The organism is Nonomuraea sp. NPDC051298 (assembly GCF_055586305.1).
Window position 1 is genome coordinate 305,760 of record NZ_JBVJIM010000006.1, and the last position, 16,153, is coordinate 321,912.

The 16,153-nt window shown below is 70.2% G+C and carries 14 protein-coding genes; 10 read left to right on the plus strand and 4 right to left on the minus strand.

What is annotated here, in order from left to right; translation table 11 throughout:
• Positions 1-269: 269 nt before the first annotated feature.
• The 9 genes from ACZ6S0_RS20980 (at position 270) to ACZ6S0_RS21020 (ending at position 11,033) form a co-directional block, all read left to right on the plus strand.
• Positions 270-728 (plus strand): CBS domain-containing protein, encoded by a 459-nt coding sequence (locus ACZ6S0_RS20980; protein WP_465920026.1) that lies wholly within the window; start codon positions 270-272, stop codon positions 726-728.
• Between the two features lie 294 nt (positions 729-1,022).
• Positions 1,023-2,309 carry an ArsB/NhaD family transporter gene (locus ACZ6S0_RS20985; protein WP_465920028.1) on the plus strand — a complete coding sequence of 429 codons (1,287 nt, stop codon included), beginning with the start codon at positions 1,023-1,025 and terminating at the stop codon, positions 2,307-2,309.
• 100 nt (positions 2,310-2,409) lie between these two features.
• Positions 2,410-3,057 (plus strand): hypothetical protein, encoded by a 648-nt coding sequence (locus tag ACZ6S0_RS20990; protein ID WP_465920030.1) that lies wholly within the window; start codon positions 2,410-2,412, stop codon positions 3,055-3,057.
• A 146-nt stretch (positions 3,058-3,203) separates the two neighbouring features.
• Entirely contained in the window at positions 3,204-4,031 is an 828-nt protein-coding gene (locus tag ACZ6S0_RS20995; RefSeq protein ID WP_465920031.1) for an amidohydrolase family protein, read from the plus strand.
• 69 nt (positions 4,032-4,100) lie between these two features.
• Entirely contained in the window at positions 4,101-5,081 is a 981-nt protein-coding gene (locus ACZ6S0_RS21000; RefSeq protein WP_465920033.1) for a phosphotransferase family protein, read from the plus strand.
• A 355-nt stretch (positions 5,082-5,436) separates the two neighbouring features.
• The gene (locus ACZ6S0_RS21005) at positions 5,437-6,414 is read left to right on the plus strand and encodes an ABC transporter permease (protein WP_465920035.1); all 978 of its coding nucleotides are present in this window, start codon (positions 5,437-5,439) and stop codon (positions 6,412-6,414) included.
• 1 nt (position 6,415) lies between these two features.
• The gene (locus ACZ6S0_RS21010; RefSeq protein WP_465920039.1) at positions 6,416-7,255 is read left to right on the plus strand and encodes an ABC transporter permease; all 840 of its coding nucleotides are present in this window, start codon (positions 6,416-6,418) and stop codon (positions 7,253-7,255) included.
• Complete coding sequence (locus ACZ6S0_RS21015; protein WP_465920043.1) at positions 7,252-9,321, plus strand: ABC transporter ATP-binding protein; 2,070 nt, start codon at positions 7,252-7,254, stop codon at positions 9,319-9,321. The genes ACZ6S0_RS21010 and ACZ6S0_RS21015 overlap by 4 nt, the downstream gene beginning before the upstream one ends.
• A complete protein-coding gene (locus ACZ6S0_RS21020; RefSeq protein WP_465920045.1) occupies positions 9,318-11,033 on the plus strand; it encodes an ABC transporter family substrate-binding protein in 1,716 nt (571 codons plus the stop codon). Before ACZ6S0_RS21015 ends, ACZ6S0_RS21020 begins: the two co-directional genes overlap by 4 nt.
• Before the next feature lie 83 nt (positions 11,034-11,116).
• Here the strand turns inward: ACZ6S0_RS21020 and ACZ6S0_RS21025 are convergent, their stop codons facing one another.
• The 3 genes from ACZ6S0_RS21025 to ACZ6S0_RS21035 all read right to left on the minus strand — a co-directional run bounded on the left by ACZ6S0_RS21025 (position 11,117) and on the right by ACZ6S0_RS21035 (position 13,130).
• Complete coding sequence (locus tag ACZ6S0_RS21025) at positions 11,117-11,527, minus strand: peptidase inhibitor family I36 protein (RefSeq protein ID WP_465920047.1); 411 nt, start codon at positions 11,525-11,527, stop codon at positions 11,117-11,119.
• A gap of 89 nt (positions 11,528-11,616) precedes the next feature.
• Entirely contained in the window at positions 11,617-12,972 is a 1,356-nt protein-coding gene (locus ACZ6S0_RS21030) for a glycosyltransferase (RefSeq protein ID WP_465920051.1), read from the minus strand.
• Positions 12,969-13,130 carry a hypothetical protein gene (locus ACZ6S0_RS21035; RefSeq protein ID WP_465920052.1) on the minus strand — a complete coding sequence of 54 codons (162 nt, stop codon included), beginning with the start codon at positions 13,128-13,130 and terminating at the stop codon, positions 12,969-12,971. Before ACZ6S0_RS21035 ends, ACZ6S0_RS21030 begins: the two co-directional genes overlap by 4 nt.
• 287 nt (positions 13,131-13,417) lie before the next feature.
• Between ACZ6S0_RS21035 and ACZ6S0_RS21040 the strand changes: the two genes are divergently transcribed.
• A complete protein-coding gene (locus ACZ6S0_RS21040) occupies positions 13,418-15,427 on the plus strand; it encodes a glycoside hydrolase family 3 protein (protein WP_465920055.1) in 2,010 nt (669 codons plus the stop codon).
• A gap of 111 nt (positions 15,428-15,538) precedes the next feature.
• On the opposite strand, the gene ACZ6S0_RS21045 is transcribed toward ACZ6S0_RS21040, so the two are convergent.
• Positions 15,539-16,060, minus strand: coding sequence for a snapalysin family zinc-dependent metalloprotease (locus tag ACZ6S0_RS21045; RefSeq protein ID WP_465920057.1), 522 nt, complete (start codon positions 16,058-16,060; stop codon positions 15,539-15,541).
• Positions 16,061-16,153: the final 93 nt, after the last annotated feature.

Consider the following 16,153-nt stretch of genomic DNA (forward strand, 5'->3'; position numbering starts at 1 on the left):
TGCGGTCTGACCCCCATTAGTGGAGTTAGTCCTACATGTTCTCTTCCTGCCCAGATGGGTGTCTGACCCGATGGTGGGTGGGTTCGTCCCCCGGGAGACTGGAGCGGAGCCGGATTGGAGTCAGCGACATGGACGTCACCCGCACGACCGTGCCAGGCAGTGGTACCGTGCCCCACCTCGTCACCGGGACACCGCGTCGCGCTGATCGCCAGAGCGGCGCCATGACCTCGCCGGGGACACCCGGTCGTCCAGACGAACGGGACGATGCCATGAACGCCGGCGACATCGCCGTGAACCTGCCCACCGTGAGAGTCCACGACCCCGTCACCAAGGCGGTGCGTCTCATGGCCCTGGGCCGGATGCCCGGCCTGATCATCGTGGACGACCAGGGCAGGCCGGCGAGCGTGCTCCCGGGTACGCAGGTCCTGCGGCTGGCCGTGCCGGGCGCCTACCAGGAGGATCCGGCCCTCTGCCGGGCGATCGACGAGGCCCACGCCGACCTGTTCTGGGGTGAGCTGGGCGAGCTGACGGTGGGCGACTGCCTGCCGCTCCAGCCGTCCTCACCGGCGACCGTACGGCCCGACGCGACGCTGCTCGAAGTGGCCGCGCTGATGGCCCGCCTGCGCAGCCCGCTGGTCGCGGTGGTCGGCCGCGACGGCGTGCTCGCCGGGGCCATCACCCTGGAACGGCTCCTGACCAGCCTGACCCTGGCGGCCCCCGACGCCTGAAGACGCCTGAAGACGACGCCCGAAAACACGACGCCTGAAGAAGAGGCGCTCCCAGATTTCGCGAAAGATCCCAACTCACCTGAAAGATCCCCAGCTCGCCGGGCGTGTGCCGCGCGGCCCGCCCCGTGCTCTCACCTCGCCGGGCAGATGCCGCGCGGCCGCGTCCCGCCGCAGCGTGCTCACGTTCGGAGGCATTCCCGTGTTCCCCCTTCACCTCGTCCTGCCGTCATGCCATGACCACCGGCGATCATCCGCCGCGCCCGCCGGGCAGCCGGGTCCGCCGGGGCAGGACGGATGAGCGCCCTCGCCGCGCTGGCGATCTTCCTGGTGGCCTTCTTCTTCATCGCCACGGAGAAGGCCGACAAGGTCAAGGTGGTGCTCGTCGCCTCCGGCCTGATGGCCGTGCTCGGCCTCATCCCGGGCGCCGAGGTGTTCTTCTCCGAGCACGAGGGCATCGACTGGAACGTCATCTTCCTGCTGTTCGGCATGATGGTCATCGTCGGGATCATCAAGCAGACCGGCGTCTTCGACTATCTCGCCATCTGGGCCGCCAAGAAGTCGAGGGGGCGGCCGTACCGGCTGATGGTCATGCTGATGGCGATCACCGCGATCGCCTCGCCCGTCCTCGACAACGTCACCACGATCATGCTGGTCGCGCCCGTCACGATCGTGGTGTGCAACCGGCTGCGGATCCCCGCGCAGCCGTACCTGATCGCGGAGGTCCTCGCCGCGAACATCGGCGGGGCGGCCACGCTCATCGGCGACCCGCCGAACATCATCATCGGCAGCCGCGCCGGGCTGACGTTCAACGACTTCCTCGTCCACATGGCGCCGGCCGTGGTGGTCATCTTCGCGGTGTTCGTACTGTTCACGAGGGTGCTGTTCCGCAGCTCGTTCGAGTACCACGCCGAGCACGTGGCCGAGGTGATGGCGCTGCAGGAGCGGCGGGCCATCACCGACCCGAAGCTGCTCGTACGCTGCCTGGTGGTGCTGGGCGGGGTCGTGGCCGGGTTCGGGCTGCACTCGGTGGTGCACGTCGAGCCGTCGATCGTGGCGCTGGTCGGCGCCGGGGTGATGCTGCTGGTCGCCCGCGCGAACGTCTCCGAGGTGCTGAGCGAGGTCGAGTGGCCGACGCTGGTGTTCTTCATGGGGCTGTTCGTCATGGTCGCGGGCCTGGTGCACACCGGCGTGATCGCGGCGATCGGCACCTGGGCGCTGGACACCCTGGGCGACGACTACTTCCTCGCGGCGACGGCCCTGGTGTTCGGCTCCGCCACGCTGGGGGCGTTCTTCGACAACATCCCGTACGTCGCCACGACCGCCCCCATCGTCGAGGGCGTCGTCGCCGCGGCACCCGACCCGCAGGTGGGCCAGGCGCTGTGGTGGGCCTTCGCCCTGGGGGCCGACTTCGGCGGGAACGGCACCGCGGTCGCGGCCAGCGCCAACGTGGTGGCCATCGGCATCGCCGCGCGCAACGGGCACAAGATCAGCTTCTGGCAGTTCACCCGGTACGGCATCGTCGTCACCGCGCTGAGCAGCCTGCTGGCCTGGCTGTACGTGTGGATGCGCTACTTCACCTGACCCGCGTACCCGCCCGTCCGGGTCCCTGAAGCGGAGCCAGGGGAAAATCAGGGACGTTCACCGATGATCCGGACGGGCCGCACCGGGCATCGTTGATCACATGAACCCCGCGAACCGCCTGGCCCAGCTCTCCTTCACCGCCGGACCGGCCGCCCTGCTCGGCGGCTGGTTCCTCATGCGTCCCATCGACGGAGATCCCCAGCCGGGTCCCTGGTGGACGTCCGCGCACGTGGTCTGGCTGATCGGGTTCGTCATGCTCGGCCTGATGGCGCTGGCCATGCGCGGCCTGGCCGGGCCGGTGCGGGGCGGCCGCCGGGTGGCGGTGGAGGCGGTGACCGGGATCGCGCTGTTCAGCGTGGCCGCCAACCTCACCGGACTCGTCATCGACCTGTACGCCGGGCTCACCGCGGCCGACGAGGACGCGATGCGGGCGCTGATGACGCAGGTGAAGGGCTATCCGGGGGTCGAGCTGGTCGTGTACTCGCCGGGCGCGCAGCTCTTCTTCGGCGCGGTGCTCGCGCTGGCGGTCATCCTCGCCGCGCTGCGCCGGGTCACGGCCGTCAGCGCGGCGATCACCGCCGGCGGCGTGGTGCTGGTGGGAGCGGCCACCCTCATGGTGGGCAGGCACACGGCGCTGGCCGCCGTCGGCATGGCGGTCATGTGGCTCGGCACGCTGCTGCTGGGCCGGGGCAGGGCCGGCGCCGTCGAGCACGACCACCCCGTCCCGCGCCTGACCGGGAGGGCATGACACGGCGGCCCTCTCGCCGCGCGCACACCCCGCCCCGAGCCGGCCGGCCAGTAGTCGCCCAGCCGCTGCGGGTCACCGTCGAGAAGTGCGCTCACCACCGCTTTGCTCCCTGGGGAAGACATAGGAGGTCTGCTAGCTTGCGTGCTGTGAGTCGCATCGATGCCCACCACCACGTCTGGGACCCGTCCGCCCGCCCCCACACCTGGCTCGACCCCGCCGCGCTGGCGCCGATCCGCCGTACGTTCACGCTCGGCGACCTGGCCGGCCCCGCCGCGGCGGCGGGCGTCGACGGGACCGTGCTGGTGCAGGTGCTGCCCGACCTCGCCGAGACCCGCGAGTTCCTGGCCATGGCGGCCGGGTCCGAGCTGGTCAGCGGAGTGGTCGGATGGATCGACCTGACCGCGCCCGACGCCGCCGACACGCTGGCCGCCCTGCCCGCCGGGCTCGTGGGCGTGCGTCACGGCGTGCAGTCGGAGCCCGACCCCGCCTGGCTCAACCGGCCCGACGTGCGCTGGGGGCTGGCCGCCGTGGCCGCCGCCGGCCTCGCTTATGACCTGCTGACGCTGCCGCACCAGCTTCCCGCCGCCATCGAGACCGTGGCCGCGCTGCCGGAGCTGACGTTCGTGCTCGACCACCTGTCGAAGCCGCCGATCGCCACCGGCGAGCTGGAGCCGTGGCGGAGCGGGATCCGCGAGCTGGCCGCGCGTCCCAACGTCTACTGCAAGCTGTCCGGCCTGGTCACCGAGGCCGACTGGGCGTCGTGGCGGGTGGCCGACCTGCGGCCGTACGCGGAGGTGGTGCTGGAGGCGTTCGGGCCGGAGCGGGTGATGTTCGGCTCCGACTGGCCGGTCTGCCTGCTCGCGGCCTCCTACGAGCAGGTCGCCGGGGCCGCGGAGGAACTGTGCGCCGGGCTGTCGGACGGCGAGCGCGCCGACGTCTTCGGCGACACGGCACGGCGCGCGTACCGGCTCTGACGCCCGCCCGGCCGCCGCGGGTGAGAAAACGGATGCCGTGCGGCGCGGCTGGTCGGGCATCATGGCGCGATGCGACTGCACTCCGTCGACCGTCCTGCCGGGGCGTTCCAGCGGCCCGTGACCGCGGACCACCTCCGGCGGATCAGCCGGCGCGTCTTCGACCGCGACGCCGTGTCCGCGGTGGAGCTGGGCCTCGGCATGTACAACAACACCTACAAGGTCACCGTCGAGGGGCGGGAGCAGCCGGTGATCATGCGGTTCGCCCCGGAGCCCGCCCGGCAGTTCCGCTCCGAGCGGGAGCTGATGCGCAACGAGTACGCGACGGTGCCCTACCTGTCGGCGATCGCCCCGCTGATGCCGCGCGTCATCGCGGCCGACTGGTCGCACGAGCTGATCGGCCGCGACTACCTGGTCCAGACGCTGCTCGACGGGGTGCCCGCCCCCGAGCGGCTGCCCGGCTACCCGCGTTCCGCGTGGACGTCCTACTTCCGGCGGCTGGGCGAGATCACCCGGACCGTGCACGACGTACGCGGCCCGCGCTTCGGCCCGGTCGGGGCGCCCGCGTACGACACCTGGAGCCAGGCCGTGGCGGGCTCGCTGAACGAGATCGCGGCCGACGTGGAAGCCGCCGGGCTCGACGGCACAGACCTGCGCGCGGCCGCCGCCCTGGCCGCGGAGCGGCACGCCGTGCTCGACGAGGTCACCGAGCCGCGACTGCTCACCGGCGACCTGTGGACGGTCAACGTCATGCTCGCCGCCGACGCCTCCCAGCCCACGATCACCGGCGTGCTCGACCTCGACCGCACCTGGTGGGGCGATCCCGCCGCCGACTGGACGATCCGCCTGGCGGCGGCCAGGCAGGACGAACGGCTGTCGTTCTGGGAGACGTACGGCGAGCCGGACCGCACCCCCGAGGCGGTCTGGCGGTCGATGATCTACGAGATCCGCCACCTCGGCGCCGTCCGCCTGGAGCGCCACCGGCTCGGGCAGGCCGGCCGGGCGCGTGAGTCGTACGGCGACGTGGCGGCGGTGCTCGCGAAGATCATTTGACGCTCACACTCGCGCTCTGGCAAGTATGATGTGGATCACTTTGCTGATGCGTCAATTTATGTCCGGATTCTGTGACATAAGCGCATCTGTGGCGGGCTTGATCGCCGCTCCCCGAAACCAGGTCTTCGCAGGTGGGGCCGGGTGTTCGCGGGGGCGCGGCGGAGGTCGCCGATCTATTGCGAGTGATCTGACCGTTATATCGCAGCGTTTCCCGCTGTTATATTTTTGCTTATATTCTGCGCGTTGATCGCCATCCCGATGTCACGTGAAATTTCACGATGCGAGATGGGTTTTCGTTGAGGGGGCGCTCCGCCGTCCGGTCGTCCGCGCCCTCGGTCAGCGCGAACGGAGAGTGATGGGCAAGTACCTGCTCCGCAGGTTGGCAATAAATGTGATCTTGGTCGCGATCGCGGCCAGCTTGGCGTACATGCTCGCGGCCACCACCATGAACCCGCGGGCCACGTACGAAGGCCGACAACCGCCGGTGCCCGAGGCGGTCATCGACGCCACACTTGATGCCTACAACCTGAACGACAAGACCCCCGTGATCCAGCGGTACGCGACCTGGGCGGCGGGAGTCGTCACCGGCGACTTCGGCAAGACCTGGAACGGCGCCTCCGTCAACGAGGAGATGGGCCGCCGGATCATGGTCAGCCTCCGGCTGCTGCTCATCGGCACGCTCGTCGGCTTCGCCCTCGGGGTGGTGCTGGGCGCGGTCTCGGCGGTGAAGCAGTACAGATTCAGCGACCGGTTAATAGGCGTCGGATCATTCGTGATCATGGCGGTTCCCGTGTTCGTGCTGGCCACCCTGCTCGCGATCGCGACCTACAACCTCAACAGAGGGCTGGGGTTCACGCTGATCGAGTACACCGGCGAGTACAACCCCCGGCTCACCGGCTGGGACCAGTTCTTCAACCGGCTGAACCACCTCATCGTGCCGACGGTCTCCCTCAGCCTCGGTTCGATCGCCTTCTACAGCCGGATCCAGCGCAACATGATGCTCGACGTGCTGGGCCAGGACTTCGTCCGCACCGCGATGGCCAAGGGCCTGCGGCGCAGGACGGCGCTGGTCAAGCACGCGCTGCGGACCGCGCTGATCCCCTCGGCCACGTACTTCGCCTTCGCGTTCGGGACCATGTTCACGGGCGCCACGTTCACCGAGAAGATCTTCTCCTGGCACGGCATGGGCGCCTGGCTGGTCGACTCGATCAACCAGAACGACGTCAACTCCGTGGCCGCGGTGACCTTCTTCGCCGCGGTGTGCGTCCTGGCCGCGGCGTTCCTGTCGGACCTGCTGGTCGCGGCCCTCGATCCTCGGGTGCGGGTGAGCTGAGATGCGGTCGAAAGTCGTCTTCAGGCGCCTGCTCGGCAACAAGCAGGCCCGTTACGGGCTCCTCGCCCTGGTCGTGCTGGTCGCGCTGGCCTACGTGGGCCCGTTCTTCGGCGCGTACGACTGGACCGACAAGGACTTCCTGTCCTTCCTGTCGGCCCCCAACGCCGACCACTGGTGGGGCACCACCTCGATCGGCCAGGACATGTACGCGGTCACGCTCCGCGGCATGCAGAAGTCGATCATCATCGGCCTGCTGGTGGCGCTGATCTCCACCGGCCTGGCCGCGCTCGTGGGCGCGTTCGCCGGATACTTCGGCGGGTGGCCGGACCGGCTGCTCATGTGGGGTGTGGACCTGCTCCTCGTCCTGCCGAGCTTCCTGATCATCGCCATCATCTCCCCGCGGCTGCGGGAGGCGTCGTGGCTGTGGTTCGTGGTGCTGCTGGCCGCGTTCTCCTGGATGATCACCTCCAGGGTCGTGCGCAGCATGACGCTCTCGCTGCGCGAGCGTGAGTACGTGCTGGCCGCCGTCTACATGGGCATCCCGCGCTGGAAGATCATCCTGCGGCACATCGTCCCGAACCTGTCCTCGTTGCTGATCATCGACGCGACGCTCAACGTCAGTGGCGCCATCATCGGCGAGGCCGCGCTGTCCTTCTTCGGCTTCGGCATCCAGCCGCCCGACGTCTCGCTCGGCACGCTGATCGCGGAGGGCTCGCGCAACGCCACCGGCTACCCGTGGTTGTTCGCCTTCCCCGCCGGTCTCCTGGTCGCCCTGGTGCTCAGCGTGAACCTCATCGGCGACGGCCTGCGCGACGCACTCGACCCGGGGAGCAACTCGTGAGCATCTTGGAGGTCAGAGACCTCACCGTCACCTTCCCCGGCGGCATCGAGGCCGTGCGCGGCGTCAGCTACGAGGTCGAGCGCGGCGAGGTGCTCGGCATCGTGGGCGAGTCGGGCTCAGGCAAGTCCGTGACCTCGCTGGCCGTCATGGGCCTGCTGCCGCGCAACGCGGTCGTCAGCGGCTCGGCCCGGCTCCACGGGCAGGAGCTGCTCGGCATGCCGGAGGACGAGCTGGTCAAGGTGCGCGGCAAGGCGATCAGCATGATCTTCCAGGATCCGCTGTCGGCCTTCACGCCCGTCTTCACCATCGGCGACCAGATCGCCGAGGCCGTACGCGTGCACCAGAAGGTGGCCAAGGACAAGGCCGCCAGACGGGCCGTGGAGCTGCTCGACCTCGTCGGCATCCCGAACCCGGACCTGCGGGCCAAGGCGTTCCCGCACGAGTTCTCCGGCGGCATGCGGCAGCGCGCGATGATCGCCATGGCCATCGCCAACGACCCCGACCTGCTGATCTGCGACGAGCCGACCACCGCGCTCGACGTGACCATCCAGGCGCAGGTCCTGGAGGTGCTCAAGACCGCGCAGCAGGAGACGGGCGCGGGCATCGTGATGATCACCCACGACCTCGGCGTCATCGCCGGCATGGCCGACCGGGTGCTCGTCATGTACGCGGGCCGCCCGGTCGAGCAGGGGCCCGTGGACGACATCTACTACCGGCCCCGGATGCCGTACACGATGGGGTTGCTCGCCTCGATCCCCAGGGTCGACGGCGAGGAGGGCCCGCTGGTGCCGATCGAGGGCAACCCGCCCTCGCCGGCCTCGCTGCCGCCGGGCTGCCCGTTCGCACCGCGCTGCCCGATGAAGGTGGACATGTGCGACGACGAGGAGCCGCCGCTGACCTCGTTCGGCGGCGGGCGCCACGTGGCCTGCATCCGCGCGCACGAGATCGAGCACAAGGGCCTGACCGGCGCGGACGTGTTCCCGGTGCCGGTCATCCCGCCGAGCGACGTCGTACGCGTGCCGCGTGCCGAACGCGCCACCGTGCTGGAGCTCGACGACATGAAGCGGCACTACCCGCTCATGAAGGGCGCGATCTTCAAGCGCCAGGTCGGCACCGTGTACGCGGTGGACGGCATCAGCTTCGACGTCGCGGAGGGCGAGACGCTCGCCCTGGTCGGCGAGTCGGGCTGCGGCAAGACCACCACGCTGCAGCAGATCATGCAGCTCCGGCCGCCGCAGAGCGGGCGGGTGGTGGTGCTCGGCAAGGACAGCGCCGCACTCGACGGCGCCGGGCGCAAGGCGCTGCGCGGGGACCTGCAGATCGTCTTCCAGGACCCGATGGCCGCGCTCGACCCGCGCATGCCGGTCGGCGACATCATCGCCGAGCCGCTGCGCGCGCACGGCAGGAAGGACGTGCCGGCCAAGGTCGCCGAGCTGCTCCAGCTCGTCGGCCTGGCGCCGGAGCACGCCGAGCGTTACCCGCAGCAGTTCTCCGGCGGCCAGCGCCAGCGCATCGGCATCGCCCGCGCGCTGGCCCTGGAGCCGAAGGTGCTGGTGCTGGACGAGCCGGTCTCCGCGCTCGACGTGTCCATCCAGGCGGGCGTGATCAACCTGCTGGAGGACCTGAAGAACAGGCTGGGCCTGTCCTACCTGTTCGTGGCACACGACCTCGCGGTGGTCCGGCATCTGGCCGACCGCGTGGCCGTCATGTACCTGGGACGGATCGCCGAGATCGGGACGGTCGAGAAGGTCTACGACCATCCCGCGCACCCCTACACGCAGGCGTTGCTGTCGGCGATCCCGTTGCCCGACCCCGAGATGGAACGCACGCGTAAGCGGATCCTGCTCGAAGGCGACCTGCCCAGTCCGGCGAATCCGCCGTCGGGCTGCAGGTTCCGTACCCGGTGCCCGAAGTTCGCCCGACTGGGCGAGGCCGAGCGGCAGCGGTGTGTGGACGAGGAGCCCCCGGTCGCCCGGCTGGCGAACGCCGCAGACCACGGCGCCGCCTGCCACTACGCGGAGGAAGTCGAGGTCATCACGGCCTCGGAAAATCAGGAGGAAGAGTGAAGGTTCATCACCGTGCGGCCGCTGGGCTGGCGGTCCTGGCCATGGCCGTGGCGGCCTGCGGCGGAGGCGGCGGGTCCGAGAGCAAGCAGCCGAGCGCCGAGCAGTCGAAGCAGGCGCAGCAGCAGATGGCGGAGACCCCGGCCATCAACATCAACCCCGTCCCGTACGAGCAGGTGAAGGACGGCGGCACGCTCACCCTCGCAGTCGGGCAGTGGCCGAGCCAGTGGAACGTCAACCACGTCGACGGCAACCAGGCCGACACGGCGACCATGGTCGACGCGTTCATGCCGCAGCTCATGATGGCCGACGAGCAGGCCCAGTTCACGCCGAACCCCGACTTCGTCACCGACGTGAAGAACGAGACGGTGGACGGCAAGCAGGTCGTCACCTACACGCTCAACGACAAGGCCAACTGGTCCGACGGCACGCCGATCACGTGGGAGGACCTCGCGGCGACCTGGAAGGCCAACAACGGCACGGACAAGAAGTACAAGCCGGCCTCCACCGACGGCTACAACAAGATCGAGTCGGTCGAGAAGGGCGCCACCGACAAGGTCGCGGTCATCACCTTCTCCAAGCCGTACCCGGAGTGGCAGGGCCTGTTCAACCGCACCACCGCGCAGCTCTTCCCGGGCAAGCACCTCGACACGCCCGAGAAGTACGACAACGACTACAAGCAGAAGATCCCGGCCACCGCGGGTCCCTTCAAGGTCGAGTCGATCGACGAGGGCACCAAGACCCTCACCCTCGTGCGTGACGACAAGTGGTGGGGTGAGAAGGCCAAGCTCGACAAGCTCATCTTCCGGACGATCGCCGACGCGACCGCCGAGGTGAACGCCTACGCCAACGGCGAGCTGGACGCGGCCTACATCGAGGCGGGCGCCCCGGCGAACCTGCAGCGGGCCAAGGGCGTGCCGGACACCGAGATCCGCAAGGCGCTCAGCCCGAACTGGCGGCACATCACGGTCAACAACTCGAGCGAGTTCCTGAAGGACAAGTCGGTCCGCCAGGCCATCCAGTACGCGATCAACCGTGACGTGATCACGCAGTCGGACCTGAAGGACATGGAGTGGCCGCTGCAGACGCTCGGCAACCACGTCTTCATGAACAACCACAAGGGCTACGTCGACAACTCCGGTGACCTCGGCAAGTACAACCTGGAGAAGTCGAAGCAGCTCCTGGAGGCGGCCGGCTGGAAGCAGGAGGGCGAGTTCCGCAAGAAGGACGGCAAGGAGTTCGCGCTCGACTTCGTCATCCCGGCCTCCGTGCCGACCGCGAAGACCGAGGGCGAGCTGACCCAGGCCATGCTCAAGGAGGCCGGGATCAAGGTCACGATCCGCCCGGTCCCCGATGACAAGTTCTTCAACGACTTCATCATCAAGGGCGACTTCGACCTGGTGCCGTTCTCCTGGATCGGCACGCCGCTGCCGATGGGCAGCCTGCCCCAGATCTACAAGACCGGCTCCGAGAGCAACTTCCCCAAGGCCAGCGACCCGGCCGTCGACGCCGCCATCGACGCGGCGGTCGACGAGACCGACCCGGCCAAGGCGATCGAGCTGGCCAACGCGGCCGACAAGCTCATCTGGGACATGGTGCACACCATCCCGCTGTACCAGCGTCCCGACATCTGGGCCGTGAAGAAGACGGTCGCCAACTACGGCGCGCGTGGCTACAAGTTCTACAACTGGGCCGAGGTCGGCTTCACCGGCTGATCCCGCCCCCATGACGAACCCCCGGCCGGTTTCCGGCCGGGGGTTCGGCGTCTGAGGTGGGTTCCCGTGGCGCTCAGTGGTGATCAGCCGTGCGAGTCGGCGACCGCGCCCTTGTCCGTGCCCTTCAGTGTGTCGAAACAGGACGGGCCGTTCGCGCCGTCGAAGCGGACGGAGTCGAAGAAGTCGCGGAAGGCGATGTAGAAGTTGCCCTTGCCGCGCGGGGTGGTGACCGCCGAGCAGCCCTCGTAGTTCGCCTCCGAGAACAGGTGGATCCAGGAGCCGGTACGGTTCCAGTCGGACTTGGCCCGGTCGGCGATGCCGAGCGCGGCCAGGTCGGGGGTGTCGCTCTTGATCTGGATGATGTCGCCCGTGCCGTCGAGCCCGGAGAACAGGCAGTAGTAGCCGTCCTGGCACCGGTCGTAGCCGTCGGCCGCCTGGGCGGGGGCCGCCAGGACGGTCAGGGCCGCGGCGGCGGCGAGCGGTAATGCCCACATGTGAAGCTTCTTGCCCACTATTCCTCCATGGGTGAAACTTTCTTTCGGGTCGAACATACCTCGCGCGATCATGTCAAGAAAGGGGTTGACTAAACCGCCCCGGTGAGCGATACCTCCACGCCGCCCCGGGTGCCCCAGCGGTTGACGCGGCGGCAGGTCAGCAACGCGTACACGTACATCGGGCGCAGCACCAGCAGCCGCCAGAGCGCGGCCAGCGGGGCCAGCGCGAAGGCCCGCAGGCGCGCCGCCGCGCTCTCGCCACCACGCCGCACGGTGAACAGCCGCAGTGCCATCAGGTAGTTCATGCCCAGCCCGACCTGCGCCACCGCCAGGCAGAGCGGGCCGAGCCGCGCCGGGTCGGCCACCACCACGACAGGGACGGCCAGCGCGAGCAGCAGGTGCAGGTACTCCGCCACCGTGGCCCAGAAGACCACCCCGGTCAGCGGCATGTACCGCAGCCACCAGAGCTGCCGCACGGCCGTGCCACGCATCCAGCGCACCTGCTGCCTGGCGTAGTGGCCGAACCGCTCGGGCACCAGCGTGAACACCATGGCCGACGGCTGGTGCACGGTGTCACCGGCCAGCAGCGCGTGGAAGGTGAGCATCGAGTCGTCGTTCATCTGCATGGGACGCCCGCCGAACCGCTCGTTCTCGTACGCGCCCGCGCACCGGCGCACGACGTCCGCCCGGTAGAAGGCCAGCGCGCCGGAGTTGAGCGTCACGCGCCGCAACACCGACTGGGCGCTGCGCAGGCCGCATGTGAAGGGCAGGTACGTCAGCTCGGTCAGCCGGGTCAGCAGGTTGGCGGCGCGGTTGAGCACCAGTACCTGACCGGCCACCGACTGCACCCGCGGGTCCGCGAACGGGGCCAGCCCCTCCCTGACGGCGTGCCGGTCGAGCACGGAGTCGCTGTCGAGGGTGACGAAGACGTCGCCGTCGTCCCCGGCCAGCGCGTGCATCTGGGCGAAGCGCTTGCCCCGGTTCTGGGTGCGGTCCCAGGTCGTCTCGATGCCCAGTGTCGCGGCCTCGGTCTCGAACTCGCGGCGTACGGCGTCGTACGACACGGGCCGCCCGGTCACCGCGTCGGCCGAGCCGTCGTCCACCACCCGCACCCGGTCGACCCGGCGGCTTTGCGTCAGCACCGAACGCAGGCACGCCCGCAGCGCCCTCGGGTCCTCGTTGTAGACGGGGACCTGGACGGTCACCCTGAGCGCGGCGACCCGCGCCCGCGCGCCCGGCGGCACCCGGATCGGGCGTTCGAACCAGCACAGCGGCACCCACCACAGCAGCGCGAGGCCGACGAGCCAGGCCCACGGCGGGCCCTCCCCGCCGCCTGCGATCGCGCCGAGGCGGGCGATGCCCCAGACGGCGAAGGCGGCGACCGGGAGCGCGCCGAGGGCGAGGAGCCCGCCCGCGCCGACGTGGCGGGCGGAGGGCGGGCTCACGGGCACAGCGGACCCCGGCCGCGCCGGAACCTCGACCGCACCAGGAAGGCGGCGCCCAGCGCGAGTGCCAGGCACAGCCCGGCCGGCCACAGGTGCCCGCCCGCCAGCGCCGCCACCGCGACGCCGCCGCCGAACCCGGCCAGGGATCCGTACGCCATGTGGCTCCTCCTCGGAGAGCGTCGGGACGACGCGGCGAATCTCGCCCGGGGGCGGTGCCGGTAATCCCCGCGCCGCCCAAAGGTTCGGGCATCCGCTCCCCGCCGGGGCACCGGCCGACGGCCCCGTGCGGCGGGTCAAGTCGGGATGAAGGTTTCGCCGCTGTTTTCGCTGGTACGGGGTGGCGTCGGCGTGCTGGTCCCGGTGGGGGCGGAAGACTCGGGAAACGTCATCTGGGGTGCCTTTGGGAGCGTTCCTATCCTTTCGAACCGAGCCGGAGCAGCGTGCGATGAGCAGCAACCCGAGCGGGACCTTGACGGGCGGAGACCGGGCGGGCGGGACACGGGCGGGGAGGGCGTGGCGGGGAAGGGCCTGGGCGCGCGGGACCGCCGCGCTGTCGCTCGCCGGCGCGTTCCTGGCCGTGCCTTCGACGGCCCCGGCGTCCGTCGTGGACGCCCTTCCCTACCAGGATTCCGGCCTGCCCGTCGCGGAGCGGGTGGCCGATCTGATGTCCCGGATGTCGCTGGACGAGAAACTCGGCCAGATGACGCAGGGCGAGCGCGGCTCGGTCGGCTTCTCCGACGTCACCGCGTACCGGCTCGGCTCGGTGCTGTCGGGCGGTGGCTCGGCCCCGTCGCCCAACACGGCGACGAGCTGGGCCGACATGTACGACAAGTATCAGAACGCGGCCCTGGCCACGCCTCTCAAGATCCCGCTCATCTACGGCGTGGACGCCGTGCACGGCCACAACAACGTCGCCGGAGCCACGATCTTCCCGCACAACATCGGCCTCGGCGCCAGCTACGACCCGGCCATGGTCGAACGCATCGGGCGGGCCGTGGCCGAGGAGGTGTCGGGGACCGGCATCGACTGGAACTTCGCCCCCTGCCTGTGCGTGGCACGCGACGACAGGTGGGGCCGTACGTACGAGTCGTTCGGCGAGACGCCGGACCTGCCCGCCGCGATGACCTCGATCGTCACCGGCCTGCAGGGGGCGGCGCTCAACGGTCCCGCCTCCGTGCTGGCGACCGCCAAGCACTACGTGGGCGACGGCGGCACGGGCGGCGGCGTCGACCAGGGTGACACCCGGCTCGACGAGGCCGATCTGCGGACGCTGCACCTGCCGCCGTTCCAGGCCGCCGTCCAGCGCGGGGTGGGCTCTGTGATGGTCTCCTTCAACAGTTGGAACGGCGCCAAGCTGCACGGACACCGATACCTGATCACCACGGTGCTCAAGGGCGAACTGCGCTTCGGCGGGTTCGTGGTCTCCGACTGGAACGGCATCGACCAGATCGACGGCGTCAAGGGCGCCTCCGCGCTCGACGTGCGCACCGCCGTGAACGCCGGCATCGACATGGTGATGGCGCCCACCGAGTGGCGGCGCTTCATCGACCTGCTGCGCGCCGAGGTGCAGGAGGGCCGGGTCTCCATGGCCCGGGTGGACGACGCGGTGCGGCGGGTGCTGACCAAGAAGTTCGAGCTGGGGCTGTTCGAGCGGCCGCTCGCCGACCGGTGGTACACCGCGAGCGTCGGCAGCCCCGCGCACCGGGCGCTGGCCCGCGAGGCCGTGGCCAAGTCGCAGGTCCTGCTGAAGAACGACGGCGGCCTGCTGCCCCTGGCCACGTCCGGCGGCAAGATCTTCGTGGCCGGCAGGAGCGCGGACGACATCGGCAACCAGAGCGGCGGCTGGACGATCTCCTGGCAGGGCTCCTCCGGCGACATCACTCCCGGCACCACCATCCTGGAGGGCATCAGAGAAACCGTGGGCTCGGGCGCGACCGTCACCTACAGCCGTGACGGCAGCGGCATCGACTCCTCCTACCGGGTGGCCGTCGCCGTGGTGGGGGAGACCCCGTACGCCGAGGTCCGGGGCGACCGGCCGGCCGGGCTCGGGCTGGACGCCGCCGACCTGAAGACCCTCGCCACCCTGCGCGCCTCCGGCGTGCCGGTCGTCGTGGTCCTGGTCTCCGGGCGACCCCTCGACGTCGCCGCGGAACTGCCCGGGTGGAACGCCCTGGTCGCCGCGTGGCTGCCGGGCTCCGAGGGGCGGGGCGTGGCCGACGTGCTGTTCGGGGCCGTACGGCCGACCGGCAGGCTGCCCGTGACGTGGATGAGCAGCGCGTCCCAGCAGCCGATCAACGCGGGTGACGGGAAGACGCCGCTGTTCGCGCAGGGGTTCGGGCTGACGTACGGACCGGCGCGCGACGACACAGCACCGGCACCGGCACCGGCAGCAGAACAGGCACCGGCAGCGGAACAGGCACCGACGCGCGACGACACCGCCGTGCCACCGGCTTAGCCCTGCGTCCGGCCGCGCCGCACCCGGCAGGGGTGCGGCGCGGCCGACGGCGTCACCTCGCCCGCCGCGGGGGCGGCCCGGCGCTCACGCGGTGGGCCGCCCCCGGGCGTGTCACTTGTCCACGTGCAGCGTGCCGAACTCGACCAGCGGTGTGGCACCCGTGAAGTTGCCGTCCACCTCGGCCCGTTCGGCGGCGCTCGGGTTGGCGTTCGTGCAGCTCACCGGTGCGCTGGAGCCCGACATCAGGTCCGAGCAGAGCCCCGTGCGGCGGTCGGGCAGGCCCAGGATGTGGCCGATCTCGTGGGTGGCGATCCGGACGCGGTCGTAGCCCTGGTTGACGGCCTGCCGTCCCATCCAGATCGTGCCGCGTCCCAGGCTGGTCGGCAGCGCGCGGGGCCAGCCGTTGTCGGCCAGCACGACGAAGTGGGCCGGGGTGCCCTGGACCAGCCGGACGTTGGTGACGCTGGAGTTCCAGATCTGGGCCGCCTGGTTCACGTTCGCGACGAACTCGGCGGCCCGGCTCGCGTCGTACCTGAGCACCGTGACCAGTGCGGTGGCCTGGGCCGGTGCGGTGACCAGCAGGAACGCGAGGCTGAGGGCGACGGAGAGGATGAAGCGAAGGGGTCTTGACACGAAGCCTCCTCCGAGAGTTGGGGGTGTTGTGAACGTATGCGCACTCCCGCTCTCTGGAGACGTAGCAATTTGCCCCTATCACGGTGGTATGGC